Origin of the sequence: Pseudomonas sp. BCA17, from assembly GCF_004519405.1 — a bacterium.
In the GTDB taxonomy this organism is placed as follows: domain Bacteria; phylum Pseudomonadota; class Gammaproteobacteria; order Pseudomonadales; family Pseudomonadaceae; genus Aquipseudomonas.
Map to the genome: position 1 here is coordinate 636644 of NZ_SGWI01000002.1, position 25014 is coordinate 661657.

Genomic DNA, 25014 nt, shown 5'->3' on the forward strand with positions numbered 1-25014 from the left:
CTGCCATTGCATGGCAAATGAGTAGCGAGTCTGGGTTCAGACGCCCGCTGCCCCTATAATCCATGCACTTTGTTTGTGGAGCCCGTTATGCCGAATCTCCGTCTTGCCGACCTCACCGCCGAAATCGAAGCCAATGTGCGCCGCGCACTGCTGGAAGATATCGGCAGCGGCGATATCACCGCGCAATTGATCCCGGCCGAACGGCTGGCCAAAGCCACGATCATTACTCGTGATGCGGCGGTTATCGCCGGTACCGCCTGGGTAGACGCGGTGTTCCGCCAGCTCGACCCGCGCGTCGCGGTGCATTGGCAGGTCGCCGATGGTGATCGCGTCAGCCCCAACCAAGCGTTGTTTCATCTCGAAGGCCCGGCGCGCTCGCTGCTCAGCGGTGAGCGCTGCGCGCTGAACTTTCTGCAAATGCTGTCTGGCGTGGCCACGCGGGCTCAGTACCTGGCGGATTTCGTCGCCAGCACCCAGGTCAAGTTGCTCGACACCCGCAAAACCTTGCCGGGCCTGCGCCTGGCGCAGAAATACGCTGTGACCTGTGGCGGCTGCCACAACCACCGTATTGGTCTGTATGACGCGTTCCTGATCAAGGAAAACCATATCGCTGCCTGTGGCGGCATTGCCCAGGCGATTACGGCCGCCCACAAGATCGCCCCAGGCAAGCCGGTGGAAATCGAAGTGGAAAGCCTGGAAGAACTGCGTGAAGCACTGGCGGCGAATGCCGATATCATCATGCTCGACGAATTGAGCCTGGATGACATGCGCGAAGCTGTGCGACTGAACGCCGGCAAGGCCAAGCTGGAGGCCAGCGGCGGGATCAATGAAAGCACCCTGCTGCCTATCGCTGAAACCGGAGTGGACTACATCTCCATCGGCGCGATGACCAAGGATGTGAAGGCGGTGGATTTGTCGATGCGCCTCAGCATCTGACTCAAATGCAGCAGTGAGCGGGGGCAAGCCCGCTCACTGCACTGTACTGTCAGACGACGAGATTATTCATCTCGCAATACTCTTCCCATTCGACACCCAGCACCTCGGCCGCCTCTTTGTGCAAGGCCAGCCGTGCGGCTTCGAACTCTTCCGGTGTAGAGGTGTACTTGAGGGTCAGTTCCCAGGGCTGATAGCCCTGGCTTTCAGCCTCGTCCTCGAATGCCCACTGGATCTGGTCGCGCTGGTCATCAGCACTCAAATCCTTGATCTCTTCTTTAAGCTGCGGTGACTCCTCGAGGTATTTTTCGAGGGCTGCCTGGTGCCGAACTTCCTGGGTCATCTCAGTCGTGGTCATGTTGTTCTCTTAGATCGAGGAATGGGGATGCATCTGGGTCATCAAGGTCGCGCAGATACTGATAAGTCGGCAGGAGTGCCGACTCGTCTGGCCTTCAGAACCATTCTGGGATCATCTGAAAACGTTGCCTTTGAAACAGTGTTGCCTTTTTGCCCGAGACAGGAATCGAACCTGCGACCTTCGCGTTACGAGTGCGCTGCTCTACCGGCTGAGCTACACGGGCGGTGGACTAAAGCTAGCACCGCATCGGGCATGCGGCAACTCACTCGCCTACCGCCCGGCAACCGTTACGCGCCGTCGGTGCCGCAGCCCTTGGCGATGTATTGCGCGTCAGCCGTGGTGGCACACTTCCAGCCCGTGGTGGCACTGCGCGTCAAAGTGATGCTCTTGCCCAGCACGGGCGCAGGTGCATCCAGGATTTCACAACGGATGGAACCGGCACCGGTGGCCACATCGCCAGCCACGTCGATCTTGCAGTTGGCGGTAGGACTGGTACCACCGATCAACGCCAGCGTCGGCACGGTGCCTTGGTTGAGGGTGTCCTCGAAGCCAGCCTTCAATGCACTGATTTCAGCCAGGCCTGCCGTGAACTTGGCCTTGGCCTGGTGCTTTGTATACATGGGCAGACCGATGGTTGCCAAAATGCCGATGATCGCCACGACGATCAGCAACTCGATCAAGGTAAAGCCTTTCTGACGCATCACATTCACTCTCCAGAGATAGAACCCAAGACAAGGCGCTTCCTGCGCCCTGCATTTTGCAGCGGCGCCAGTGTACTCATCCGTAAGCGGCCAATCGCGCCCAAGACGCACATTCTGACATTTTATCGCTCACCTGCTTCATGCCCGAATCCGTCACCTGACTAAGCTATAAAGCTTCCACTACCTGTGTGCGGAACCGTGACATGAACGACGCTTCGACGATCTACGCCTGGGAAGGCATCAACCGCAAAGGGCGCAGGGTGACCGGAAAAACAGTCGGCCATGACCTTGCGCAGATCAAGGCCCAACTGCGCCAACAAGGGATCTGCCTCGATCATGTGCGTAAGCAAGCCCAAGGCTTGCCAATGCTCGCTCCTGCAATAAAACCCACCGATATTGCGCTGTTCACTCGTCAACTGGCGACGCTGCTCAAGGCTGGCATCCCCTTGCTGCAAGCATTCGACGTCATCCGGGAAGGTGTCGAAAACCGACAACTGCGCGAATTGGTCGAGGGGCTGAAACACGAGATCGCCGCCGGCAGCAATCTGGCTGCCGCGCTGCGCAAGCACCCGCGCTGTTTCAATGAGTTGTATTGCAACCTGGTTGCCGCCGGCGAACAGGCCGGCGCCCTGGAAACCCTGCTGGAGCGAGTGGCAATCCATCTTGAAAAAAGCGAACGGCTCAAGGCCAGGATCAAGAAAGCCATGACCTACCCTATCGCGATACTGGTGGTTGCCAGCCTGGTCAGTACACTGCTGCTGATTCATGTGGTGCCGCAGTTCCAGAACCTGTTCGCGGGCGTCGACAGCCCATTGCCCGGCTTTACCCTGTGGGTCATTGCCCTGTCCGAGTTCCTGCAGCGCGCCTGGTGGTTAGTGGCACTGGGCCTGGGCGCGACGATTGCCGGGCTACGCCTGGCCTACCGGGCCTCCCCTGGCTTTCGTCACAAGCTGGAAGCGGGTTTGTTGAAACTGCCGCTGGCAGACACACTGCTGAAGAAGTCCGCCATCGCCCGCTATGCCCGCACCCTCTCGACTACGTTTGCAGCAGGCGTGCCTCTGGTGCAGGCATTGAGCTCGGCAGCCGGCGCCGTCGGCATCGGCCCCTTCAAAGAGGCGATCGAACGTATGCGCCACGATGTATCCACAGGCATGCAACTGAACCACTCCATGGCCGCCAGCGGTTTGTTTCCAGGCATGGCGATCCAGATGACGGCCATCGGTGAAGAGTCCGGCACGCTGGACGGCATGCTGGAAAAAGTCGCGAGCCACTACGAGGCCGATGTGGACCACTTGGTCGATAACCTCACCAGCCTGATGGAGCCGCTGATCATGGTGGTGCTGGGCGGTATTGTCGGTGCGCTCGTCATCGCCATGTATCTGCCGGTCTTCCAATTGGGGAGTGCATTTTGAGCATGCTGTTCGCTGAACGCCCATGGGCCTTCGTTGCAACCGCGCTGATGCTGGGCCTGATCGTCGGCAGCTTCCTCAATGTGTTGGTGTGGCGCCTGCCGAAAATGCTCGAACGGGAATGGCGTGCCCAGGCCAATGAAGTCCTCGGGCTGCCGGCTGCGCCTGTCGGGCCTGCCTACAACCTGATGCGCCCCAACTCCTGCTGCCCGCACTGCAATCAAACGATTCGTCCCTGGGAAAATATCCCGCTGCTCAGCTACTTGATGCTCAGGGGACGTTGCGCCCATTGCCGCGAGCCCATCAGCGCCCGCTACCCGTTTACCGAGCTGGCCTGCGCCCTCATTTCGGCCGCCACTGCGTGGCACTTTGGTTTCGGCTGGCAGGCCGGTGCAGCGATGGTGCTGAGTTGGGGCTTACTGGCCATGAGCCTGATCGATGCGGATCATCAACTGTTGCCGGACGTGCTCGTGCTGCCACTGTTATGGCTAGGCCTGATCCTCAACAGTACCGCCTTGCTGGCGACACTGCCCGATGCGCTGTGGGGAGCAGTCATGGGCTATATGAGCCTGTGGACGGTGTTCTGGCTGTTCAAGCTGATCACCGGCAAGGACGGCATGGGCCATGGCGATTTCAAATTACTGGCCATGCTCGGCGCCTGGGGTGGTTGGCAGATTCTGCCGATGACGCTGCTGATGGCGTCGCTGCTGGGGGTGTTTGCCGGGCTGATGCTGATGCATTTGCGCAAGTCCCGGGTATCGACGCCGATGCCATTTGGTCCTTGCCTGGCGATTGCCGGCTGGATTGCATTGCTTTGGGGTGGTCAAATAACAGACTTCTATTTGCAGTCTGTCGGTTTCAGATGACCACTTCTGTCGAAACACCCTGGATTCTTGGCCTCACCGGCGGCATAGGCAGCGGCAAAAGCGCCGCTGCCCAGCACTTTATCGACCTCGGCATCGACCTGGTAGACGCCGACCATGCCGCCCGCTGGGTCGTCGAGCCCGGCCGGCCGGCACTGGCGCGCATCACCGAACACTTCGGTACCGGCGTGCTGCTGCCCGACGGCCAATTGGATCGCGCCGCGTTGCGTAAACTGATCTTTGAAGTTCCTGAAGAACGCCTCTGGCTGGAAGCTTTGCTGCACCCACTGATTGGCGAGGAGATTCGCAGCCACCTGGCGCGTGCGCAATCGCCCTATGCGATCCTGGTGTCACCGCTGCTGATCGAGTCCGGCCAGTACAGCATGACCCAGCGCATCCTGGTGATCGACGTGCCGCAATCGCTGCAGATTCAGCGTACCCTGCAGCGCGACGGCATCAGCGAACAGCAGGTGCAGGCGATTCTCAAGGCCCAGTCCAGCCGTGAAGACCGCCTGAACCATGCCGATGACGTGCTGGTCAATGACCAGGACCTCGCCTGGCTGCACAGCGAGGTCGAGCGATTGCACCACTTTTACCTTACTTTGCGTGGAGGCCGATCATGAGCCAACCCTTGACCGTCGAATGCCCAACCTGCGGTGCACCCGTGGAATGGAAGACGACCAACCCCAACCGACCGTTCTGCTCGGACCGCTGCAAGCTTATCGACCTGGGTGCCTGGGCGGCCGAAGAACACAAGATTCCCGTGGCCCCGGATGCCGAAGACGAACTGTTCTCCGAAGACCTGCAGCCGCGCCACTAAGGCCGCATAAAAGCGTATTCCTGCTGGTCGTCGAGGCTCTCTGCAAGGTATTGCAGCTCGTCGGCCAGGTCTTCGAAAGTGCGCACGCCCTTGCTCTGTTGCACCACCGCACTGAGCATGGCACGCAGGGTCAATCCCGGGTCAAAACCGATTTCCTGTGCCGCGTCCTGGCTTCTGCGCAACTCCTGCCGTGCCCACTCATACACACTCATGATCCGTGCTCCTGGAAAATTGTGCAGAGCATGGGCCCGCCGGATTGCCCGCGATTTGATCTGGGTCAACGCTGCGGATCGTCATCCTTCCAAGGTGCCGAGAGGTAGCGGGTGCGGTTGAAAGTCTCCAGCCATTCAGGGCTGAACACCACCAGGGCACTGATCACCATGCCGTTGATAAATGCTTCGGGGAAGATGATCAGCCATAAGTAACCGACGAAGTCCTCCAGCCATTCCGGCATCGCAAAACGGCCGTCGAACCACAACAGGCCCAACGCGGCCAACAGGCAGAGCAACGCCGATAGCGCTGCGGCGAAAAAGCCCGAGCAAAAGATATACACAAAAGGGTTACGCGGCTGTGCTCGCTCCACCAGCAGCGCGCAGCCCTCGGTGACCAGCACCGGCAGTACGATCAACAACATGCCATTGATGCCAACGGCGGCCAGATCCTGGCGCCCCAACAATACCAGGCCCATTTGCGCGGCAAGGCCACCGACGATTGCCAAGGGCCAGTCGAGCAACAGGGTCACGGCGGTCATGCCGATAAAGTGATAGGAAACCCCCGTGTCGAAATCCCGACGCACCAGCCACAGCATGAACAGCGCAAACACCGTACCGAACAGTAAATGCTGGCGCCGGCGATCAGCGAACAGCTCGACCCAAGGCGAACGCAGGACCGCCCACAGCACCAAAGGCGCGTACAACAGCCAGCCGAAGCCGAGGGTTGCCGGCGCCAAGACCGCTGCGCCGATCACGGGGATACTCCTGCTGCAAATAGCCTCATGACGCATGTCATCCCTGGGGTCACTGTCGAGTGACCAGTCTACACCGCTGTTTTAAAGCAAGACTTCCTGTGGTCATCATTTGAACGCTAAGCTGCAGACATGGATGATTCAGATTATTTGCGCCTGCTCACCGTAGCGGCCGAACAAGCCAATGCATTCTTGTCCAATGCCCGCAAATGGGAGCGTGAGCGTTGGGTCTGCCAGCGCCTGCTGCAAGGCTTGAATGTGCCCTACCGGGCTGAAGAGTTTCACCCTGCCGGGCAAGAGCCGCCGGACGTACTGTTTCGCGACGCCAGTTTCGAGGTCTTTTTTGTTCTGGACGAAGGCCGACGCCTGAACGACGAATGGCGCGATGAGCTACTGCGCCGGCGCAGTGCGTTTTCCCTGAGCCAGCTGGTTCGGCGCGAGGCCAAGCCGCGACGCATTCCCGCCCATGAGTTTCTGCTGCGCCTGGCCCCCACCTTGCGCAAGAAAGCCCATAACTACAAAGAACGCGGCATGGACCTCGGCGAGCTGGACTTGATTGCGTTCACCAGCCTCAAACGTGAAGTACTGGACCTCAACAGCCACTTCCCACCGCCCACCGAATACCTGCGCCAGGGCTGGCGTTCGCTGTCGTTGGTGGGGCCGACCTTCGCACGGGTGCTGTTCGCCCATCCGGACGCACCGGATTTCTTGCGTAACAACCTGGGTCGCAGCATAGTATTCGACGTGGGCATCAGCCTGTGACACGGGCACAGGCTACGCTTGTGGCGATGCCGCCAATCCCCTGACTGTAACGTGGCGCCCTTTTGCAACGTCTACCTGACGAGGCCTTTATGACCAGCCGCCTGAACCCCGATGACCAACAGCATGTCGAAGAGTACCTGCAACTCTCCCAGAACCAAGTCGAGCGCAAGCCTTTCCGGCCGTGGCTGCTCCTTGGTGTGGTGCTGGTGGCGGTGATCGGGCTCGGTTTGCTGAGCCGCCTTTTGAGTTACCTCACGCTATGAGCTGCCTGGCGCTCGCGGGGGTGACTGCTCCGATTTCTTTTAGCCTTGCGAGATATCCCCATGACCCATCGTATTATTATCGTCGGCGGCGGTGCCGGCGGCCTGGAGTTGGCTACCCGCCTGGGTAAGACTCTGGGCAAGCGCGGCATCGCCAGCATCACATTGGCCGATGCCAACCTGACCCATATCTGGAAACCGCTGCTGCACGAAGTGGCTGCCGGCTCGCTGAACTCTTCGGAAGACGAACTCAATTATGTCGCCCAAGCCAAATGGAACCACTTCGAGTTCCAGCTGGGGCGCATGAGCGGGCTCGATCGTGAACAGAAGAAGATTCAGCTGGCCGCCACCCTCGATGAAGAAGGCCGTGAGCTGGTGCCTGCGCGCGTGCTGAGCTACGACACCCTGGTGATCGCAGTGGGCAGTACCACCAATGACTTCGGCACCGAGGGCGCGGCGCAACACTGCCTGTTCCTCGACACCCGTAAGCAGGCCGAGCGCTTCCATCAGCAGTTGCTCAACCACTATTTGCGCGCCCACGCAGGCCAGACCGATGTGGAAGAAAAAATCAGCGTCGCTATCGTCGGCGCCGGTGCCACCGGGGTTGAACTGGCCGCCGAGCTGCACAATGCCGCCCACGAGCTGGCGGCCTACGGCCTGGACCGCATCAAACCGGAAAACATGCACATCACCTTGATCGAAGCCGGACCGAAAGTCTTGCCCGCACTGCCGGAGCGAATCAGCGCGCCTGTGCATAAAACCCTGGAGAAACTCGGGGTGACCGTGCTGACCAACTCGACGGTCAGCGAAGTGACGGCAGATGCCCTGATCACCAGCAGCGGCCAGGTGATTCCGGCCAGCCTGAAGGTATGGGCCGCCGGTATTCGCGCCCCCGGTTTCCTCAAGGATATCGATGGCCTGGAAACCAACCGGATCAACCAACTGCAAGTGCTGCCGACGCTGCAAACCACCCGCGACGAGAATATCTTCGCGTTCGGTGACTGCGCCGCGTGCCCGCAACCGGGCACCGACCGCAATGTGCCACCTCGGGCCCAAGCGGCTCACCAGCAGGCCTCGTTGCTGGCCAAGTCTTTGAAGCTGCGGATCGAAGGCAAGGATCTGCCGTCGTACAAGTACACTGACTACGGCTCGCTGATCTCGCTGTCGCGCTTTTCCGCCGTGGGTAACTTGATGGGCAACCTGACCGGCAGCGTCATGCTGGAAGGCTGGCTGGCGCGGATGTTCTACGTGTCGCTGTACCGCATGCACCAGATGGCTCTGTACGGCTTCTTCCGCACAGCGATGCTGATGCTCGGCAGCAAGATCGGACGTGGTACCGAGCCGAGGCTCAAGCTGCACTGATTAATGCCGGCGTAAAAAATCCCCCTATCGTTCGATAGGGGGATTTTTTTGCCTGAGTAGCGACCGGCGCCCAGCCCAAGAGGCTTCGATCTGGCGGTGAGAGCGGTAACCACCGTCCCTGCCACGGCCATCGATCAAGAATACGCCCCGCTCAAATTGATAGCATTTAGCTATCAAGTCCGTACCTATTCCTAACTGGATGGGGCACCAGACTTGGACGTACCTTCACCACCAACGTGGTGGCTTAATAGCATCATTCGCACCAATCCAGGCCCACACAGGGCATATATCGAGCTAGCCATGAAAAAACCGGTCTCCCTGGCGACACGCATAGGGCTTAGCTTCGCAGCCATCCTTGCGCTTCTTATCGTCATAACCGCCGTCGGGATTCAGCGCGTTGCATTTATAGATTCCACGTTGAGCGACGTCAGCGAAAACGCGGCGAAGGTTCAACGCTATGCCATCAATTTTCGTGGCAGTGTCCATAACCGCGCCATTGCGATCCGAGACGCGGTGCTGGTAGAGAGCGACCTTGATCTGGAAAAACACCTCACGGAAATCAGGACCCTGGAAAAGGCCTACTCAGACTCGGCGGCGCCTATGGATCAGTTGTTCAAAGGCTTAAACGTGAGGGGCGAGGAAGCCCGGTTACTGAGTGCTATCAAGGACATCGAGCAACAAACCCTGAAATCCACCCAGGCTGTCATTTCCCTGCGCCAGGCTGGCGACGTATCGGGAGCCCAGGCACTGCTGATGCGTCAAACTTCTTTGGATTACAGTGAGTGGTTAAAGCGCGTTAATGCGCTCATCGACTACGAAGAGGCGTCAATCAAGGCGAAGCTTGGCGCGGTGCAGGCGACCGCAAGCCAGTTCAGTACGCTGATGTTGATCGCGACCGGTATCGCCCTGATGCTGAGCGTCATGCTGTCGGTTGTCATTATCCGATTCGTTAAATCCACGTTAGGCGCCGAACCCACCGAGGTCGCATTGGCCATAGAACGGCTGGCCGCTGGTGAGCTGAATCAGGCTATCTCAACGAACTACCCTGACAGTGTCATGGGTGTCTTGAAAGACGCGCTTAGCCATCTGGCCGAGACTATGCTGCAAGTGCGCAGTGCGGCACGAGAGGTCAACCACTCGTCCACGCAGTTGTCTGCCACCTCATCGGTAAATAATGAACAGATCAGCCTCCAAATCCGCGAAGCCGAGCAAGTGGCTGCAGCTATCACGCAAATGGCTGCAACGGTTACTGAGGTGTCAGGATACGCCGCTCAGGCAGCCGATGCCTCCAGGCTTGCTGATACTGAAGTGGAAAGCGGCAATCAATTGGTTGCAAGCACGACCCTCTCCATCGAACAGTTGGCGGTTAGTCTGGAGCAGACCACGAGTACCGTGAATCAGGTCTCCAAACACAGTGAAAATATCGAGTCAGTGATCGACGTTATCAACTCCATTGCCTCGCAAACCAATTTGCTTGCCTTGAATGCAGCCATTGAGGCCGCGAGGGCTGGAGAACATGGGCGCGGATTTGCGGTTGTCGCTGATGAAGTGCGTTCGCTGGCCAGCCGTACGCAGCAGTCAACCGAGGAAATTCGGGAGATGATCAGTACGCTGCAGTTGGGCACTGAAACCGCCGCGCAAACAATGCGTGACAGTTGCGAGATGGCGAGCCAAACGGTGGCACTCACCCGCAAAGCGCAAAGTGCATTGGGCAGGATCAGCGAGCAAGTGGGCGCCATCAGTCATATGAACGCCCAGATCGCCAGCGCCTCGGAGCAACAGAACGTGGTTGCCGATGAAGTGGCTCAAAACATCAACCGTATTCACGGCTCCACGGTGCAGTCCGCCGCAGGGTCATGCCAAGTTGCGACGGCGAGCCTGGAGCTCTCGCATTTGGCGGATCGCCTGACCGAGAAGGTGGCGTTCTTCAGCGCGGCTTAGGGTATTCAGCCAGGCAGAAGGGTTCAACACGCCATTCCTTATTGCTATCGATCGGCGCTTGGACGCGGTCCTCAAGACTATAATCTCGAACTACTTGGGCTATACGCAGGTGATAGTCATCGAAAACCTGCCTACGGCCAGCTAATTGGGCAGCACGATGCAGCTCAAGGCCGCGCCACCGCTTGATAGCTTCCTCGTCACGCCAGAATGACAGTGAGAGAACCTTTCCCGGTTCACTTAGGCTTTGGAAACGCTCGACCGAGATGAAGCCATCCAACTCTGCCAGCAATGGTTTCAGTTCAGCAGCAAGATCAAGATACCGCTGGTATTGCTGCTCATGAGGCCATGCCTCAAAGATAACTGCGATCATTGCTGAGTTTCCTGATCACGATAAAACTTAGGGATGCGGCCATTAAGGGACGGCAAATAGCGCCACCGATAAGGACGATCAAACGGGGTTGATTGGCGATGTAGCCATACCAAAATCGTCTGGGAGGCGATAGTCAATGCAAGTTGCTGACCTGGACATTCATGTCTTCCTGAGCCGAAGCTGAAGGTTCGTCGTTGCGTTCGATTGAGCAAGAAGCTATCGGGGTCTGGGTTCGCGCAGGCATCCCTGTTGGCTGAAGCGAGCAGCAATAGAACGGTATCGCCCTCCTCCAGTACGCGGCCCCTGATAGTGCATCGCTTTGCTACGAATCGCCGGGTGTTTTGCACTGGTGAGTCGTAGCGCGCTACCTCTGCCACCAAGTCTGCAACCATCATCGGCGTAAGTTGCATCTCCTCAATCAGGTCAGGGTTGCGATGGAGCGCTACGAGGGTATTGCCGATCAAGCCTGCTGTGGCTTCGCAGGTCTGTGACAATAGACCAATAAGATTAGCGATAAACGCAGGATGATCTCCCCAGGCCGTGGCCTCGCATCCGCTCCGGATATGGCTCAAGAAGCGGCTACATTTATCGTCGCTGCTTAGCAGCGCGGTGAATAATTCGCTTAGCCGAGTGGCCCCGGCATTGGCTTTACCGAGCTGAATTTCGTCGCTTAACGGCGATAGGCAAGCAACAAAATCCCGTGTCAGCTTCGCGACTTCCTGCAGCCGGCTGGATGGAAGGCCTATTAAGGTGGCAATGACGGAAACCGGCAACGTGAACATCAGCTCATCTACATTGTCGACCGGGTTATCGAGGATATCGACCACGCGTGACACGATGTCTTCGATGTTTTCTGTCTCTACAGAGGCCAAGGCAGGCTCGATAGCCATCCTGGGGCACAGGTGCGGCGGGCCCTCGTTCATGCGCATCAAACGACCGAAGATCACTCCTGCCATGCCCCGCGCGATGGCGGGAGGAATCGGCTCGTTTAGCGGACGCACGCAACAATCGGGATGCCCCAGAATGGCTTCGACAAACTCGGCATCACTTGCAATCCATAAACGAAGATCTGCATCGAATAACAGGCCGTTTTGCCGCCTGAGCCCTGAGTAATAAACATAGGGATCAGCATGAGTAGCTGCTTCAAAAGGCGTCATTCCGCAAGTCCTGTTCACAAAGAACGACTACTATCGAACACCCTTCATGCCGACGATTCGCTCAGGAACGAAATATGGACGCTCAAAGCAATGACACCGCGATTTCTCGGGTAGCCGGCGCCATTGCCGAACCGGCGAGGACGAAAATGCTTTGTTCGCTGATGGATGGGCACGCGCGTACCAGTACCGAAATGGCCGTCATCGCCGACGTTAGTGCTTCCACGGCGAGTGCGCATTTAGCAAGATTGAAAGAGGACGGGTTGGTGAGGTTGCACACGCAAGGCAGGCATCACTACTACAGTCTGGAAAACGCGCAAGTAGCCCAGGCTATTGAGGCCCTCATGGTGATAGCCCAAAACGCGGACACGCAATATGTTTCCACGACCCCAACCCGATTGCAGTTCGCGCGTACTTGTTATGACCATATGGCAGGAACACTGGCTGTAAAACTGCACGACTATTTCATGGGGGCGGGCTGGTTAATCGCGCCGGTCGCTGGGGAGAGTCTGTATCAGCTTACTATGAGCGGCGAAAAAGCGATGACAGCTCTCGGTATCGAGATAGAAACGGTAAGGGCACAGCGACGTCGTTTCGCGTGCTCATGCCTGGACTGGAGCATGCGGCGCCCTCATCTTGCGGGAGCACTCGGAGCAGCTTTTCTACAGACTGTCATAAGTCGCAAGTGGGTTATCCAAGACCTTGATAGTCGGGCACTTGCATTGACATCCAAAGGACGAAAGGAGCTGTCTGGCCGATTCGGGATCGTGCTTGAAGACAAAGATATGGAGAGATCAGTCATGCGAAATGGAACACCACTCGCCGAACCGGCATTACCGAAATGACTACAGCTTCCTTGGACTGAGCCTCTATCAACAAGCGAGCACTGCTTCGCGTGTTACGTCTTAAATCAGCGTGTATCAGCGGGATGCTTACGCCAAAAGTGCCGGGTCAAGTTTGGAATGCTGTTGCAGGACAAAACTGGCGCGGCGCATACGGATACGCGGGAACCGCGCAAAAAAAGCCCGGAGGCACACGCAAATGCACCACCGGGCAAAAACGAAGCGACCAGCTTCAGAAACGTGGTTTAACGGTTTTCCACTCCGGTTGATAGCGCTGCATCTGTTTCACGTCGTCGCGCTGGCGAATGCCGCAACTGAGGTACTGATCATGCAGCTTGCCCAGTTGGTCATGGTCCAGCTCAAGGCCCAGCCCCGGTGCACGAGTGATCCGTACGCAGCCGTCGACAATCGGCAGCTTGCCTCCCTTGATCACTTCTTCATCCGGTTCTTGCCACGGGTAATGGGTGTCGCAGGCGTAATCGAGGTTGGGCACCGATGCGGCGACATGGGCCATGGCCATCAGGCTGATACCCAGGTGCGAGTTGGAGTGCATCGACACACCGAGGCCAAAGGTCTGGCACATCTTCGCCAGTGCCTGGGTGTCGCGCAGGCCGCCCCAGTAGTGGTGGTCGGCAAGCACAATCTGCACGCTGTTCAAGGCCACGCTGCGGCGGAATTCGTCAAAGTCGGTGACCACCATATTGGTCGCCAGGGGCAGGCCAGTACGCTTGTGCAACTCGGCCATGCCGTCCAGGCCAGGGGTCGGGTCTTCGTAGTATTGCAGGTCATCGCCGAGCAGCTCGGCCATGCGAATCGAAGTTTCCAGGGACCAGTTGCCATTCGGGTCGATACGCAGCGGCACGCCGGGAAAGGCCTTTTTCAAGGCCTTTATGCATGCCACTTCGTGCTCGGGTTGCAGCGCACCGGCCTTGAGCTTGATGCTTTTAAAGCCGTAAGTTTCGATCATGCGCCGGGCTTGGGCGACGATCTGTTGCTCGTTGAGGGCTTCACCCCAACTGTCGGGTTTGTAAGGTGACTCGATGTGTTCGGCGTATTTGAAAAACAGGTAGGCGCTGAACGGAATCTGGTCGCGAATCGCCCCACCGAGCAGGTCCACCAGCGGTACATTCAATGCGTGCGCCTGCAAATCGAGAAAGGCCACCTCGAACGCCGAATAGGCATTACTCACCGCCTTGCTGGCATGAGAACCCGGCGCCAGTTCCGCCCCGGCCAGGCTCGCCGGTTTGTGGGCGGCCACCGTGGCTTGCACGATGGCGCGCAATTGGTTGAGGTCGAACGGGTCGAGACCGATCAGTTGCGATTGCACCTGCTGCTGGATCGCCAGTGCCGGGGCATCGCCGTAGCTCTCGCCCAGGCCGATGTAGCCGGTGTCGCTTTCGACCTCGATGATCGAGCGCAGTGCAAAGGGTTCGTGAATACCACTGGCATTGAGCAAGGGCGGGTCACGGAAGGCAATCGGAGTGACGGTAACGCGGACAATTTTCAAGAGGCGGCTCCCTGTGGACCTGAACGCAAGGCGTGGTGACGAGTAGAAAGTGTTGACGCGGGAGGCACCCCGCCCTGTGGCGTGGTGCGGGCAAAAAACACCACCACGGCGGCCAGTAACGAGGTTGCGGCGAGGCCGTACAAGCCACCCTCGATGGAGCCGGTGGTCTGCTCGAGCAAACCGAAGGTCGTGGGCGCGACGAAACCGCCCAAATTGCCCACCGAATTGATCAGGGCAATCACCGCCGCCGCGATCCGCGCATCCAGGTAGCCCTGGGGGATCGGCCAGAACAGTGCCGAGGCCGCCTTGAAGCCAATCGCGGCAAAACAGATGGCGACAAAGGCAAACACCGGCCCACCGGTGGTGGACATGAACATGCCGAAAGCGGCGATCACCAGCATCAGTGAAACCCACGCCTGCTGGTGCTTCCATTTGCTGGCCAGGGAGGCAAATCCGTACATGGCTACGATCGAAATCAACCAGGGGATCGAATTGAACAGGCCCACCTGGAAGTCGCCCAGGTTGCCCATTTTCTTGATCATGCTGGGCAGCCAGAACGTGGCGCCGTAAATAGTCAGGGCGATGGAGAAGTAGATAAAGCAGAACAGCGCGATCTGTTTGTCGGCGAGCAACTTGAACATCGACGGCCGCACACTCTGACTCGCCTCGCGCGCCTGCTGCTCCAGCGCGATGACGCTGGTCAATGCATGTTTTTCTTCGTCGCTCAGCCACCTGGCCTGATGGGGGTGGGACTGCAACCAGAACCACACAAAGCCGCACAACACGATAGAAGCAAAACCTTCGATCAGGAACATCCACTGCCAGCCATGCAGGCTCAACCCGCTGACGTTGAGCAACGCCCCCGACACCGGCCCGGAGATCACCGAGGCGATGGCCGAACCACTGAGAAAAATCGCCATGGCTTTGCCGCGCTCGGCGGCCGGCAACCATTGGGTGAAGTAGTAGATGATGCCGGGGAAAAACCCGGCTTCGGCAGCGCCGAGCACGAAGCGCAGGATGTAGAAGCTGGTTTCACCTTTGACAAAAGCCATCGCCATCGCCGCCGCGCCCCAGGTGAACATGATGCGCGTCAACCAGGCCCGCGCGCCGTAGCGTTGCAACAGCAGGTTGGAGGGCACTTCGAAGATCGCATAACCAATAAAGAACAGCCCGGCGCCCAAGCCGTAGGCCGCCGCGCCAATACCCAGGTCCGTCTCCATGTGGCTGCGCACAAAGCCGATATTGACGCGGTCGATGTAATTGACGATGAACATCACCACAAACAGCGGCAGTACATGACGCTTGACCTTGGCAGCCGCGCGGGCGAGCACCGTCGGGTCAGGCGGATTCTGGAGGGTATCCACGGGCAACTCCCATTCATTGTTTTTTTAAGGGACGCACGGATCATGGACGCCGGGGATTGTTCCCGTCTAATCTAACTTGACATACGATTGATACCAGGATTAGATCAATGTTCGAGCTAACACAGCTGCGCTGTTTTACTACCGTGGCGACCGAGCTGAATTTCCGCCGCGCCGCCGAACGGTTGAACATGACCCAGCCACCGCTGAGCCGGCAGATCCAATTGCTGGAACATCACCTGGGGGTTGAGCTGTTTACCCGTACGACCCGCAGCGTCGCCCTCACCGCCGCCGGCCGTGCGTTTTTCGTCGAGGCCCAGAACCTGCTGGAGCGCGCCCAGCAAGCGGCCGTGACTGCGCGGCGCTTTGCCGAAGGCGATATCGGCACGGTCAATATCAGCTTCGTCGGCAGCGCGGTGTATGAGTTCTTGCCCAAAGTGATCGCCGAGGCGCGACTCAAGCAACCCCACGTCAAGATCGACCTATCGGAGATGAACACCTACCAGCAATACGAGGCCCTGCGCGCCCGGCGCATCGACCTCGGCATCGTCCGCGCACCGTTGCTGGAGCCCGGCTACGCCACCGAATGCCTGGTTCGCGAACCTTTTGTATTGGCCGTGCCAAGCAGCCACCGGCTGGCCCAGGCAGCGACGGTCAGCGCGCAGGACCTGGATGCCCAACCTTTCCTGATGTACGCCCACGCCGCCTACCCGCCGTTCAACGAGCTGCTCACCGGCCTGCTGCGCTCCGCCCGCGTGGCACCGGAATACGTGCAGTGGCTCGGCTCGTCCCTGACCATCCTCGCGCTGGTCAACGCCGGCATGGGCCTGGCCCTGGTGCCCCGGTGCGCCAGCAGCGTGGTATTCAAAAACGTGGTGTTCCGCGATATCGACCTGGGCGAAGGCGCGCAGAGCGAGTTGCACCTGATCTGGCGCGAAGACAATGACAACCCGGCGTTTGCCATGCTGTTGGAGGGCATACGCAATGCGGTTCGTGAAGGGTGAGCCTGAGCGGCAGCGGGACCGCGAGCAGCTTCCCTATGAGGGCAGTTGAGCTAACAGAGATTGAGGCTAAGAAGAGCGAAAAAAACGAAGCCTGTGAACATGAATCGATGAACAGCCACGTTCATTCAATCATGGGCTCAAGATTCGCGGCATGAGCCCGATGAACAAACGAAAAAAGGCGCCATAAAGGCGCCTTTTTTCTTTGAATATGGTCGGGGTAGGGGGATTCGAACTCCCGACATCCTGCTCCCAAAGCAGGCGCGCTACCGGACTGCGCTATACCCCGGAAAAAAAGGCGACCTTTCAGTCGCCTTCTTCGATCAGCGCTTTTGGCCTCTGATCTTAAGATTCGATTCCAGCGTTAACTGGTCTCAAAAATGGTGGGTCGTGTGGGATTCGAACCTACGACCAATTGGTTAAAAGCCAACTGCTCTACCAACTGAGCTAACGACCCAAATATGGTCGGGGTAGGGGGATTCGAACTCCCGACATCCTGCTCCCAAAGCAGGCGCGCTACCGGACTGCGCTATACCCCGGTTTTGAATTGGCTCCGTGACCAGGACTCGAACCTGGGACCCAATGATTAACAGTCATTTGCTCTACCGACTGAGCTATCACGGAACTACATATTCAAATGTACAACTTTTACAGCGATGTAACCTTCTCTTCGACTTGTCCGTATCGCTACGTTCATGTCTCTGAGGCGCGCTATTCTACAATCTTAAAAACCCCTGTCAACCCTTTAAATTGCTTTTAAGACAATGATTTGCGCTTCTTTCTGATTTCTTCTTGGGGAGAAGAAATCCGTGGGCTGACGTTGTTGCGGGGCGCACTTTACAAGCCTTTGCCTTACAGTTCAACGCCCTATCGAAAAAAAAGGCCCCGCAATGCGGAGCCTTCGCTTATTGCAGAACTGGCCAGGCTTAATGGAAGACGATTTCGTCGTTCTCCACCGTGGCCTTGACGCTGGTCCCCGGCATAAAGCTGCCCGACAGGATCAACTGGGCCAGCGGGTTTTCGATCCAGCGCTGGATCGCACGTTTCAAAGGCCGTGCGCCATACACCGGGTCGTAACCGACCGCGATCAGCTTGTCCAATGCCTCACCGCTCAACTCCAGGTCAAGATCGCGCTCGGCCAGGCGACCTCGCAGACGACCCAACTGGATCTCGGTGATGCCCGCGATCTGGTCGCGTGCCAGAGGCTCGAAGATGACCACTTCATCAACCCGGTTGATAAATTCGGGACGGAAGTGACTGGTCAACGCGTCCATAACCGCAGCACGTTGTGCCTCACGATCACCCACCAGCTCCTGGATCTGCGCCGAGCCCAGGTTGGAGGTCATCACGACCACCGTATTACGGAAGTCCACGGTACGCCCGTGGCTGTCCGTCAGGCGGCCATCTTCCAGCACTTGCAGCAGGATGTTGAATACATCCGGGTGGGCCTTCTCGACCTCATCCAGCAGGATCACCGAGTAAGGCTTGCGCCGCACGGCTTCGGTCAGGTAACCGCCCTCCTCGTAGCCCACGTAGCCTGGTGGGGCGCCGATCAAACGAGCCACCGAGTGTTTCTCCATGAATTCGGACATATCAATCCGTACCATGGCCTCTTCGGTATCAAAGAGGAACTCGGCCAACGCCTTGCACAACTCGGTCTTACCCACACCCGTCGGGCCGAGGAACATGAATGAGCCGCTCGGACGATTCGGATCGGACAAACCGGCCCGGGAACGCCGCACTGCGTTGGACACCGCGACCACCGCCTCTTCCTGGCCGATGACGCGTTGATGCAACAGGCTTTCCATTTTCAACAGCTTGTCACGCTCGCCCTCAAGCATCTTCGACACCGGAATGCCGGTCCACTTGGAGACCACCTCGGCAATTTCCTCCTCGGTCACCTTGCTACGCAGCAATTGGTTCTCGCTGTGGCCGTGCTGGTCGACCATCTGCAGGCTGCGCTCCAGGTCCGGGATCACCCCGTACTGCAATTCGGCCATGCGGTTCAGGTCACCTTTACGACGCGCAGCTTCCAGTTCCTGACGGGACTGCTCAATTTTTTGCTGGATCTGTGCAGAACCCTGTACTTCGGCCTTTTCCGAGGTCCAGATTTCTTCCAGGTCCGAATACTCACGTTCCAGGCGGACGATTTCTTCCTGGAGTTTTTCCAGGCGTTTCTTCGCCGCGTCATCCTCTTCCTTCTTCAGCGCCTGGGATTCAACTTTCAGTTGAATCAGGCGTCGATCCAGACGGTCGAGCACTTCCGGTTTGGAGTCGATCTCCATGCGAATACGGCTGGCGGCCTCGTCGATCAGGTCAATAGCCTTGTCCGGCAACTGACGATCAGTGATGTAGCGATGGCTCAATTTAGCCGCCGCAATGATTGCGCCATCAGTGATCGCCACCTTGTGGTGGACCTCATAGCGTTCTTTCAAGCCACGCAGGATCGCGATGGTGTCTTCTTCGCTTGGTTCTTCCACCAGCACTTTCTGGAAGCGACGCTCAAGGGCCGCGTCCTTTTCGATGTACTGGCGATACTCGTTGAGCGTGGTCGCGCCAACGCAGTGCAACTCACCCCGAGCCAACGCCGGCTTGAGCATGTTGCCGGCGTCCATCGAGCCTTCGCCTTTACCGGCACCGACCATGGTGTGCAGCTCGTCGATAAACAGAATGATCTGCCCTTCCTGCTTCGACAGCTCGTTGAGCAGGGATTTCAGACGCTCTTCGAACTCGCCACGGAATTTGGCACCGGCGATCAACGAGCCCATGTCCAGGGACAACAGGCGCTTGCCTTTAAGACCATCCGGCACTTCACCATTGATGATGCGCTGGGCCAGCCCCTCGGCGATCGCGGTTTTACCCACGCCGGGCTCACCGATCAGCACCGGGTTGTTCTTGGTACGACGTTGCAGGACCTGGATGGTGCGACGGATTTCATCGTCACGGCCGATCACAGGGTCAAGCTTGCCCTCTTCGGCACGCTTGGTCAGGTCAACGGTGTATTTGTCCAGTGCCTGACGCGACTCCTCATGGTTGGGGTCGTTTACCGCGTCGCCGCCACGCAGGTTGTTGATGGCATTTTCCAAGGCTTTCTTACTGACGCCCTGGCCCAGCAGCAATTTGCCGAGTTTGCTGTTCTCATCCATGGCGGCGAGCAGCACCAGCTCGCTGGAGATGAATTGGTCACCTTTCTGCTGGGCCAGACGGTCGGCCTGGTTGAGCAGACGCGCCAAGTCTTGCGACATGTTCACGTCGCCGGTCGGATTCTGGATTTTCGGCAGTTGGTCGAGCTCTTTGCTCAACTCCTTGCGCAGGCTGTTGACGTCAAAGCCCACCTGCATCAGCAAAGGTTTGATAGAACCACCTTGCTGCTCCAGGAGCGCCTGCATCAAGTGCGCAGGCTCAATGGCCGGGTGGTCGAGGCCCACCGCCAACGATTGGGAATCAGATAAAGCCAACTGCAATTTGCTGGTTAAACGATCAATACGCATTAGTCACCTTCCTTTTGAGCAGGCCGGAGCTACAAACACATCCTGAATGAAGAAACCTGCCAGATAGCCCTATAGATGTGGTCGATTCTGGGAGATTCAAGCTGTGGATAGTTGACTTAGATCAGGAGAGTCTAGCGCTCAAGCCAGATCAGGGAGGCAAACCGACCGGTACGAGGGTGGCAGCGGTAAGAAAAGAAGCGTGGGTCGGTCACGGTGCAGAAACCGCCCCCATAAACAGCAGTGACACCTCGCGCAGCCAGACGCAATCGCGCCAACTGGTAGATGTCCGCCATGTATTTGCCGGGATTGCGGCTGGGCAAAAAGGCCTGCTCGGTCATCGGCAACTGCTGCATGAAGGCATCACGCACTTCCGGACCCACTTCAAAAGCTTGCGGACCAATGGCAGGGCCGAGCCAGACCAGGACGTCGGCAGGTTCGGTATCCAGGCTTTCGAACGCCGCCTCCAACACCCCTGCCGCCAGACCGCGCCAACCTGCATGGGCCGCCGCGACCCGAGTGCCGGCACGATTGCAGAACAACACAGGCAGGCAGTCAGCAGTCATTGAAGTGCAGGCAATGCCCGGGGTACTGGTCCAACTGCCATCAGCTTCGGCGACGCAGTCGGGATCGGCCTCGACCACGACCACGCCATGCACTTGGCGCAGCCAGGCTGGCTGAATATTAAAGGCCTCGGAAAGGCGACGACGGTTTTCAAGGACGGCCTCCAGGCTGTCCTCGACATGATCGCCCAGGTTGAGGCTGTCGAACGGCGCCGGACTGACGCCGCCCGTACGGGTGGTGACGCAAGCTTTCACCTGAGCCGGCGCAGGCCAGTCAGGAATCAGCCAGTCACTCATCCGATAAACGCCTCGCGATCCTGCTTGAGCAGTGACAACAACCAGACCAGGTCGTCAGGCAGAGGCGATTCCCAGCTCATGCGCTTACCGCTCGTCGGATGATCCAATTCCAGGAAGCGTGCATGCAACGCCTGGCGCGGGAAGTTTTTCAACGACTCAACCATGGTTGCACTGGCCGCCGGCGGAATGCGGAAGCGACCACCGTAGGCAGGATCTCCGACCAACGGGAAGTTGATGTGCGCCATGTGCACGCGAATTTGGTGGGTACGACCGGTTTCCAGTTTGACCCGCACATGGGTATGGGAACGGAAACGCTCCAATACACGGTAGTGGCTTACGGCCTGCTTGCCGCCTTCCATCACCGCCATACGCTGGCGCTGCTGGCCGTGGCGACCAATAGGGGCGTTGATCTTGCCGCCCGCGACCACAACGCCGATCACGATGCACTCGTAGATCCGGCTGACACTGCGGCTCTGCAACTGTGTGACCAGCTGCGTCTGCGCCTGAATGGTCTTGGCTACCACCATCAAGCCGGTGGTGTCCTTGTCCAGACGGTGCACGATGCCGCAGCGCGGGACATTGATGATATCCGGCACGTGATGCAACAGGGCGTTGAGCAAAGTGCCATCAGCGTGCCCGGCAGCCGGGTGAACCACCAGGCCTGCGGGTTTGTTGATGACCAGGATGTCGTCATCTTCATAGACGATGTCCAGCTCAATGTCCTGGGCAACCCATTCTCCCTGGGCTTCCTGCTCGGCAGTCAGCTCAAGAATCGCACCGCCATGAACTATGTCTCGCGGGCGGATAACCGCTCCATCCACAGTCAGGCGGCCGTCTTTGATCCAGGCGGAAAGGCGCGAGCGCGAGTGCTCAGCGAATAATTGTGCGGCGACTTGATCGAGGCGTTGGCCGCCCAATTCGGACGGCACCTCTGCGCGAAGTTCAATTTTATCGGACATGCTCAGACTAGGCGTGGCACAGCCTTTGGTTTCGGCTGCGCGCTTGTGGTTAAATACGGCGTCTTTTGCCCCGAGGCTTTCAACGGGGCGCTCATCATAACAGGACGGCCCCGCCCAAGACAGCGGCCGTCATAGGGACGCAAGCCGCCATGCAAGTGAAACACCTGCTGCTGATCGCCATCCTCGCCATGACTGCTGCTTGCTCGTCAACAAAGGACGTCGTCGACGAAAACCTGAGCGAAGTCGAGCTTTACCAGCAAGCTCAGAAAGACTTGGACAATAATAGCTACACCAGCGCCACAGCGAAGCTGAAGGCCCTGGAGTCGCGCTATCCGTTCGGACGCTATGCCGACCAGGCCCAGCTCGAACTGATCTACGCCAACTACAAGAACGCCGAGCCGGAAGCTGCCAAGTCCGCCGCCGAGCGTTTTATCCGCTTGCACCCGCAGCACCCGAACGTGGATTACGCCTACTACATGAAGGGCCTGACCTCGTTCGACCAGGACGTTGGCCTGCTGGCGCGCTTCCTGCCGCTGGACATGACCAAGCGTGACCCGGGTGCTGCCCGCGACTCCTACAACGAGTTCGCCCAGCTGACCAGTCGCTACCCCAACAGCCGCTATGCGCCGGATGCCAAGCAACGCATGATCTACCTGCGTAACCTGCTGGCGTCCTACGAAATCCACGTAGCCCACTACTACCTGACCCGTCAGGCGTACGTGGCCGCTGCCAACCGTGGCCGCTATGTGGTGGAAAACTTCCAGGAAACCCCATCCGTGGGCGATGGCCTGGCGGTAATGACCGAGGCTTACCAGCGCCTGCACCTGGATGCCCTGGCGAGCACCAGCCTGGAAACCCTGAAGCTTAACTACCCGGATCACCCGAGCCTGAAAGACGGCCAGTTCGTGCCTCAGGTCGCCGAAGCGGACAACCGTTCGTGGCTGAGCAAGTACACCTTGGGCCTGATCGAGTCCCGTCCACCGCTGCCGCCGGGCGAAACCCGCGCCAACCAGGACGTGGTCAAGCAGTTCCAGGACGCGAAAGATGCCATTCCTTCCGACCTCAAGCCACACGACGAAAACGGCGATGTGATCGAAGAGCAGGCACCGCAAGCCCTTGGCAACAACGAAGACCGTTCGTGGTTCAGCTACATGACCTTCGGTATTTTCGACTGATCGGTCCAGGCAGTAATGGAAGGGAGCCCGCAGGGCTCCCTTTTTTGTGGGCAGGCATTTTACGCTGTGCGCCTGCCACGTCCTTGGCTAAACTGGCGCATTCACTGTCGAGAAGCTGCTTACCATGGTTCGTCTACTGTTCTGGATTGCCGTCATTGCTGCCGCGGTATGGTTCTGGCGCAAATTCAAAAGCCCGACCGCTAAACAGCAACGGTCCAGCGAACTCGATGCCACGCCGATGGTGCGTTGTGCGCACTGCGGCGTACACCTGCCGCAGGACCGCGCACTGAGCGTACGCCAGGAGTGGTACTGCACCCAGGCGCACCTGGAACAAGGTCCGAAGCCTAGCCAGCGTTGAGGCGACCAGCAGGTGCGTAAGGTGCCGGCTCGATAATCGGTGCATGGCCCAGCAGCAAGTCAGTGAACAACTGGCAGGACGCGGGTGCGAGCACCAGGCCATTTCTGTAATGCCCACAATTGAGCCACAGCCCCTTGAAGCCGGGTACCTCGCCAATGTAGGGAACACCTTCCGGCGAGCCTGGCCGCAAGCCCGCCCAATGGCCCACCACCTCAGCCTCGGCCAACGCGGGAATCAACTCCACCGCCGAAGCCTTGAGGCTTTCCAGCGCCGCTTCGGTCGGCGTCTTGTCGAAGCCCTCATGCTCTAACGTGCTGCCAATCAATATGTGTCCGTCGCGACGCGGGATTGCATAGCGCCCTTTTGCAAGGACCATGCTCGACAAAAAGTCCGAGGCGCATTTGTACAGGATCATCTGGCCTTTGACCGGCTCAACGGGTAGTGCCAAACCCAGCGTCCCCAGCAACTCCCCACTCCAGGCTCCCGCCGCGAGCACGACCTGATCGCCGCAAACCCGCCCGGCCGCCGTTTCGACGCCCACTACGGTGTCGCCCTCCAGGACAAAACCTGCCACCTGACACTGTTCGTGAATCGTCACGCAGGGCAACGCCAGCAATGCCGCCTTCAAGGACTTGACCAATCGCGGGTTGCGCACATTGGCGACATCAGCCATGTAGATGGCCTGGGAATAACCAGCCCCCAGCACCGGCACGGCATCATGAGCCGCCGACACATCCACTTTGCTCAGCGGGCGCCCTTCACGTGCAGCCCAGGCTAATGCTTCGGCCTCATCTTCCAGGTCAAGCCAGTACAAGCCCGTGGTATGAACCTCCGGATCAACACCCGTGGCGGCAAACAACCGTTGCGCCAGCTGTGGATAAAAGTCCTGGGACAAGTGGGCCAAAGCGGTAACGGCCGGGCTGTAGCGCCACGGGTACAACGGTGAAACGATCCCGCCCCCGGCCCACGAAGACTCTTGCCCAAGCCCCCCACGTTCCAGCAGCACGACAGTCTGCCCTTGGGTGGCCAGGTTGAACGCCGTCAACAACCCGATTACTCCGCCGCCGACAATTACCACTCGCTGTTGCTTTGCCATCATTTGATCCAGCCGATATATAGGGATAGGCGCACCCGGCGCTCATTCTTCCAGCATTCTCATCACTGCCCCCAGCACGTTTTGCGCGACATTCCTGGCAGGGCTCCCGGGTTGCTTCGCACGCCGGTACTGCTCAAGCTGAATTCGCCGCACGCGTCGTCCGCCATGACTGAATCGACGATGGGCGTGGCAAGCAGGTCAAAATCCTGGGGAGTCAATACAGCGCTGATTCTATAGTGATCATTGCCCGTACTGACGTCCTCTGCACCAATAAAAGTGCCGTTCCGGGTGTAAAAGCGCTCCAGGTACTGGGCCTGTTCGGTCAACAGTGCTGCGACTTGACCGCGATAAACCTTTTTCACATGTCCGGTATATCCGGGATAAGCGACCCCGGCCAAAACCGCGATGATCGCCATGGCAACCAGTAACTCGATCAGGGTAAAACCCTGGCTCTCCATGCTCATCCGATT

The 25014-nt window shown here is 58.6% G+C and carries 25 protein-coding genes, 5 tRNA genes and 2 pseudogenes; 14 read left to right on the forward strand and 18 right to left on the reverse strand.

The window, feature by feature from the left end:
• The first annotated feature begins 87 nt into the window (after positions 1-87).
• On the forward strand, positions 88-936 hold the full coding sequence (nadC, locus tag EXW71_RS11800; RefSeq protein WP_090366842.1) for a carboxylating nicotinate-nucleotide diphosphorylase: 849 nt from the start codon (positions 88-90) through the stop codon (positions 934-936).
• Positions 937-985: 49 nt separating this feature from the next.
• Here nadC and EXW71_RS11805 read toward each other — a convergent pair whose 3' ends face one another.
• The 3 genes from EXW71_RS11805 to EXW71_RS11815 all read right to left on the reverse strand — a co-directional run bounded on the left by EXW71_RS11805 (position 986) and on the right by EXW71_RS11815 (position 1992).
• Positions 986-1291 carry a DUF6388 family protein gene (locus EXW71_RS11805; RefSeq protein ID WP_123714525.1) on the reverse strand — a complete coding sequence of 102 codons (306 nt, stop codon included), beginning with the start codon at positions 1289-1291 and terminating at the stop codon, positions 986-988.
• Between the two features lie 150 nt (positions 1292-1441).
• Positions 1442-1514: transfer RNA gene (locus tag EXW71_RS11810), tRNA-Thr, on the reverse strand.
• 64 nt (positions 1515-1578) lie between these two features.
• Complete coding sequence (locus EXW71_RS11815; RefSeq protein WP_123714524.1) at positions 1579-1992, reverse strand: pilin; 414 nt, start codon at positions 1990-1992, stop codon at positions 1579-1581.
• A 203-nt stretch (positions 1993-2195) separates the two neighbouring features.
• Here EXW71_RS11815 and EXW71_RS11820 point away from each other — a divergent pair, with 203 nt between their 5' ends.
• The 4 genes from EXW71_RS11820 to yacG are packed head-to-tail and all read left to right on the forward strand — an operon-like array spanning position 2196 to position 5084.
• The gene (locus EXW71_RS11820; protein WP_134658743.1) at positions 2196-3404 is read left to right on the forward strand and encodes a type II secretion system F family protein; all 1209 of its coding nucleotides are present in this window, start codon (positions 2196-2198) and stop codon (positions 3402-3404) included.
• Positions 3401-4267, forward strand: coding sequence for an A24 family peptidase (locus tag EXW71_RS11825; protein ID WP_134658745.1), 867 nt, complete (start codon positions 3401-3403; stop codon positions 4265-4267). The genes EXW71_RS11820 and EXW71_RS11825 overlap by 4 nt, the downstream gene beginning before the upstream one ends.
• The gene (gene coaE / locus EXW71_RS11830; protein ID WP_123714521.1) at positions 4264-4887 is read left to right on the forward strand and encodes a dephospho-CoA kinase; all 624 of its coding nucleotides are present in this window, start codon (positions 4264-4266) and stop codon (positions 4885-4887) included. Before EXW71_RS11825 ends, coaE begins: the two co-directional genes overlap by 4 nt.
• Positions 4884-5084, forward strand: coding sequence for a DNA gyrase inhibitor YacG (gene yacG / locus EXW71_RS11835; RefSeq protein WP_123714520.1), 201 nt, complete (start codon positions 4884-4886; stop codon positions 5082-5084). The genes coaE and yacG overlap by 4 nt, the downstream gene beginning before the upstream one ends.
• On the opposite strand, the gene EXW71_RS11840 is transcribed toward yacG, so the two are convergent.
• Together EXW71_RS11840 and EXW71_RS11845 are read right to left on the reverse strand one after the other, a co-directional pair.
• The gene (locus tag EXW71_RS11840; protein ID WP_134658747.1) at positions 5081-5296 is read right to left on the reverse strand and encodes a hypothetical protein; all 216 of its coding nucleotides are present in this window, start codon (positions 5294-5296) and stop codon (positions 5081-5083) included. The two genes, yacG and EXW71_RS11840, sit on opposite strands and share 4 nt — an antisense overlap.
• Positions 5297-5361: 65 nt before the next feature.
• Positions 5362-6051 (reverse strand): energy-coupling factor ABC transporter permease, encoded by a 690-nt coding sequence (locus EXW71_RS11845; protein ID WP_134658749.1) that lies wholly within the window; start codon positions 6049-6051, stop codon positions 5362-5364.
• Between the two features lie 129 nt (positions 6052-6180).
• Here EXW71_RS11845 and EXW71_RS11850 point away from each other — a divergent pair, with 129 nt between their 5' ends.
• The 5 genes and pseudogenes from EXW71_RS11850 to EXW71_RS29390 all read left to right on the forward strand — a co-directional run.
• Positions 6181-6810 carry a DUF1780 domain-containing protein gene (locus tag EXW71_RS11850; protein WP_053254334.1) on the forward strand — a complete coding sequence of 210 codons (630 nt, stop codon included), beginning with the start codon at positions 6181-6183 and terminating at the stop codon, positions 6808-6810.
• Positions 6811-6899: 89 nt separating this feature from the next.
• Positions 6900-7073, forward strand: a complete 174-nt coding sequence (locus EXW71_RS11855; RefSeq protein ID WP_090366854.1) for a DUF3094 family protein — start codon at positions 6900-6902, stop codon at positions 7071-7073.
• Between the two features lie 60 nt (positions 7074-7133).
• Positions 7134-8432, forward strand: a complete 1299-nt coding sequence (locus EXW71_RS11860; RefSeq protein WP_134658751.1) for an NAD(P)/FAD-dependent oxidoreductase — start codon at positions 7134-7136, stop codon at positions 8430-8432.
• Between the two features lie 300 nt (positions 8433-8732).
• Positions 8733-9242, forward strand: a pseudogene (locus EXW71_RS29385) (MCP four helix bundle domain-containing protein); the annotation flags it as partial.
• A 609-nt stretch (positions 9243-9851) separates the two neighbouring features.
• Positions 9852-10373, forward strand: a pseudogene (locus tag EXW71_RS29390) (methyl-accepting chemotaxis protein); the annotation flags it as partial.
• On the opposite strand, the gene EXW71_RS11870 reads toward EXW71_RS29390, so the two are convergent.
• The gene (locus EXW71_RS11870; protein WP_134658755.1) at positions 10360-10743 is read right to left on the reverse strand and encodes an antibiotic biosynthesis monooxygenase; all 384 of its coding nucleotides are present in this window, start codon (positions 10741-10743) and stop codon (positions 10360-10362) included. The pseudogene EXW71_RS29390 and the gene EXW71_RS11870 sit on opposite strands and share 14 nt — an antisense overlap.
• Complete coding sequence (locus tag EXW71_RS11875; RefSeq protein WP_167659671.1) at positions 10740-11900, reverse strand: cytochrome P450; 1161 nt, start codon at positions 11898-11900, stop codon at positions 10740-10742. Before EXW71_RS11875 ends, EXW71_RS11870 begins: the two co-directional genes overlap by 4 nt.
• 74 nt (positions 11901-11974) lie before the next feature.
• Between EXW71_RS11875 and EXW71_RS11880 the strand changes: the two genes are divergently transcribed.
• Positions 11975-12742, forward strand: coding sequence for a helix-turn-helix transcriptional regulator (locus EXW71_RS11880; protein WP_134658757.1), 768 nt, complete (start codon positions 11975-11977; stop codon positions 12740-12742).
• Positions 12743-12971: 229 nt separating this feature from the next.
• Here EXW71_RS11880 and EXW71_RS11885 read toward each other — a convergent pair whose 3' ends face one another.
• Both EXW71_RS11885 and EXW71_RS11890 read right to left on the reverse strand, forming a co-directional pair.
• Positions 12972-14246 carry a glucarate dehydratase family protein gene (locus EXW71_RS11885; protein WP_134658759.1) on the reverse strand — a complete coding sequence of 425 codons (1275 nt, stop codon included), beginning with the start codon at positions 14244-14246 and terminating at the stop codon, positions 12972-12974.
• Positions 14243-15610 (reverse strand): MFS transporter, encoded by a 1368-nt coding sequence (locus EXW71_RS11890; protein ID WP_134658761.1) that lies wholly within the window; start codon positions 15608-15610, stop codon positions 14243-14245. Before EXW71_RS11890 ends, EXW71_RS11885 begins: the two co-directional genes overlap by 4 nt.
• A 107-nt stretch (positions 15611-15717) precedes the next feature.
• On the opposite strand from EXW71_RS11890, the gene EXW71_RS11895 reads away from it, so the two are divergent.
• Entirely contained in the window at positions 15718-16611 is an 894-nt protein-coding gene (locus EXW71_RS11895; RefSeq protein WP_123714513.1) for a LysR family transcriptional regulator, read from the forward strand.
• A 209-nt stretch (positions 16612-16820) separates the two neighbouring features.
• Here EXW71_RS11895 and EXW71_RS11900 read toward each other — a convergent pair.
• The 7 genes from EXW71_RS11900 to rluD all read right to left on the reverse strand — a co-directional run bounded on the left by EXW71_RS11900 (position 16821) and on the right by rluD (position 21915).
• Positions 16821-16897: transfer RNA gene (locus EXW71_RS11900), tRNA-Pro, on the reverse strand.
• 92 nt (positions 16898-16989) lie between these two features.
• Positions 16990-17065, reverse strand: a tRNA-Lys gene (locus EXW71_RS11905).
• A 5-nt stretch (positions 17066-17070) separates the two neighbouring features.
• Positions 17071-17147, reverse strand: a tRNA-Pro gene (locus tag EXW71_RS11910).
• A 9-nt stretch (positions 17148-17156) separates the two neighbouring features.
• A tRNA-Asn gene (locus EXW71_RS11915) sits at positions 17157-17232 on the reverse strand.
• Positions 17233-17534: 302 nt separating this feature from the next.
• Entirely contained in the window at positions 17535-20099 is a 2565-nt protein-coding gene (gene clpB / locus EXW71_RS11920; RefSeq protein WP_123714512.1) for an ATP-dependent chaperone ClpB, read from the reverse strand.
• 131 nt (positions 20100-20230) lie between these two features.
• Positions 20231-20956, reverse strand: coding sequence for a peptidoglycan editing factor PgeF (gene pgeF / locus EXW71_RS11930; protein ID WP_134658763.1), 726 nt, complete (start codon positions 20954-20956; stop codon positions 20231-20233).
• Positions 20953-21915 (reverse strand): 23S rRNA pseudouridine(1911/1915/1917) synthase RluD, encoded by a 963-nt coding sequence (gene rluD / locus EXW71_RS11935; protein ID WP_105697438.1) that lies wholly within the window; start codon positions 21913-21915, stop codon positions 20953-20955. Before rluD ends, pgeF begins: the two co-directional genes overlap by 4 nt.
• A gap of 149 nt (positions 21916-22064) precedes the next feature.
• On the opposite strand from rluD, the gene EXW71_RS11940 reads away from it, so the two are divergent.
• Positions 22065-23090: an outer membrane protein assembly factor BamD gene (locus EXW71_RS11940; protein WP_123714510.1), complete on the forward strand. Its 1026-nt coding sequence runs from the start codon at positions 22065-22067 to the stop codon at positions 23088-23090.
• A 124-nt stretch (positions 23091-23214) separates the two neighbouring features.
• Positions 23215-23448, forward strand: a complete 234-nt coding sequence (locus EXW71_RS11945; protein WP_123714509.1) for a PP0621 family protein — start codon at positions 23215-23217, stop codon at positions 23446-23448.
• On the opposite strand, the gene thiO is transcribed toward EXW71_RS11945, so the two are convergent.
• Complete coding sequence (gene thiO, locus EXW71_RS11950; RefSeq protein ID WP_134658765.1) at positions 23435-24544, reverse strand: glycine oxidase ThiO; 1110 nt, start codon at positions 24542-24544, stop codon at positions 23435-23437. The genes EXW71_RS11945 and thiO overlap by 14 nt on opposite strands.
• A 62-nt stretch (positions 24545-24606) precedes the next feature.
• Positions 24607-25008 carry a type IV pilin protein gene (locus tag EXW71_RS11955; RefSeq protein WP_134658767.1) on the reverse strand — a complete coding sequence of 134 codons (402 nt, stop codon included), beginning with the start codon at positions 25006-25008 and terminating at the stop codon, positions 24607-24609.
• Positions 25009-25014: the final 6 nt, after the last annotated feature.

What these genes read in the sequence shown, in the direction of transcription:
- rluD (WP_105697438.1), bottom strand. Translation starts at nt 21,915, where the DNA reads ATGTCCGATAAAATTGAACTTCGCGCAGAGGTGCCGTCCGAATTGGGC.
- EXW71_RS11895 (WP_123714513.1), top strand. Translation starts at nt 15,718, where the DNA reads ATGTTCGAGCTAACACAGCTGCGCTGTTTTACTACCGTGGCGACCGAG.
- EXW71_RS11940 (WP_123714510.1), top strand. Translation starts at nt 22,065, where the DNA reads ATGCAAGTGAAACACCTGCTGCTGATCGCCATCCTCGCCATGACTGCT.
- EXW71_RS11880 (WP_134658757.1), top strand. Translation starts at nt 11,975, where the DNA reads ATGGACGCTCAAAGCAATGACACCGCGATTTCTCGGGTAGCCGGCGCC.
- pgeF (WP_134658763.1), bottom strand. Translation starts at nt 20,956, where the DNA reads ATGAGTGACTGGCTGATTCCTGACTGGCCTGCGCCGGCTCAGGTGAAA.
- EXW71_RS11805 (WP_123714525.1), bottom strand. Translation starts at nt 1,291, where the DNA reads ATGACCACGACTGAGATGACCCAGGAAGTTCGGCACCAGGCAGCCCTC.
- EXW71_RS11955 (WP_134658767.1), bottom strand. Translation starts at nt 25,008, where the DNA reads ATGAGCATGGAGAGCCAGGGTTTTACCCTGATCGAGTTACTGGTTGCC.
- EXW71_RS11855 (WP_090366854.1), top strand. Translation starts at nt 6,900, where the DNA reads ATGACCAGCCGCCTGAACCCCGATGACCAACAGCATGTCGAAGAGTAC.
- EXW71_RS11840 (WP_134658747.1), bottom strand. Translation starts at nt 5,296, where the DNA reads ATGAGTGTGTATGAGTGGGCACGGCAGGAGTTGCGCAGAAGCCAGGAC.
- EXW71_RS11945 (WP_123714509.1), top strand. Translation starts at nt 23,215, where the DNA reads ATGGTTCGTCTACTGTTCTGGATTGCCGTCATTGCTGCCGCGGTATGG.
- EXW71_RS11875 (WP_167659671.1), bottom strand. Translation starts at nt 11,900, where the DNA reads ATGACGCCTTTTGAAGCAGCTACTCATGCTGATCCCTATGTTTATTAC.
- EXW71_RS11850 (WP_053254334.1), top strand. Translation starts at nt 6,181, where the DNA reads ATGGATGATTCAGATTATTTGCGCCTGCTCACCGTAGCGGCCGAACAA.
- EXW71_RS11870 (WP_134658755.1), bottom strand. Translation starts at nt 10,743, where the DNA reads ATGATCGCAGTTATCTTTGAGGCATGGCCTCATGAGCAGCAATACCAG.
- nadC (WP_090366842.1), top strand. Translation starts at nt 88, where the DNA reads ATGCCGAATCTCCGTCTTGCCGACCTCACCGCCGAAATCGAAGCCAAT.
- EXW71_RS11820 (WP_134658743.1), top strand. Translation starts at nt 2,196, where the DNA reads ATGAACGACGCTTCGACGATCTACGCCTGGGAAGGCATCAACCGCAAA.
- clpB (WP_123714512.1), bottom strand. Translation starts at nt 20,099, where the DNA reads ATGCGTATTGATCGTTTAACCAGCAAATTGCAGTTGGCTTTATCTGAT.
- thiO (WP_134658765.1), bottom strand. Translation starts at nt 24,544, where the DNA reads ATGGCAAAGCAACAGCGAGTGGTAATTGTCGGCGGCGGAGTAATCGGG.
- EXW71_RS11815 (WP_123714524.1), bottom strand. Translation starts at nt 1,992, where the DNA reads ATGCGTCAGAAAGGCTTTACCTTGATCGAGTTGCTGATCGTCGTGGCG.
- EXW71_RS11860 (WP_134658751.1), top strand. Translation starts at nt 7,134, where the DNA reads ATGACCCATCGTATTATTATCGTCGGCGGCGGTGCCGGCGGCCTGGAG.
- coaE (WP_123714521.1), top strand. Translation starts at nt 4,264, where the DNA reads ATGACCACTTCTGTCGAAACACCCTGGATTCTTGGCCTCACCGGCGGC.
- yacG (WP_123714520.1), top strand. Translation starts at nt 4,884, where the DNA reads ATGAGCCAACCCTTGACCGTCGAATGCCCAACCTGCGGTGCACCCGTG.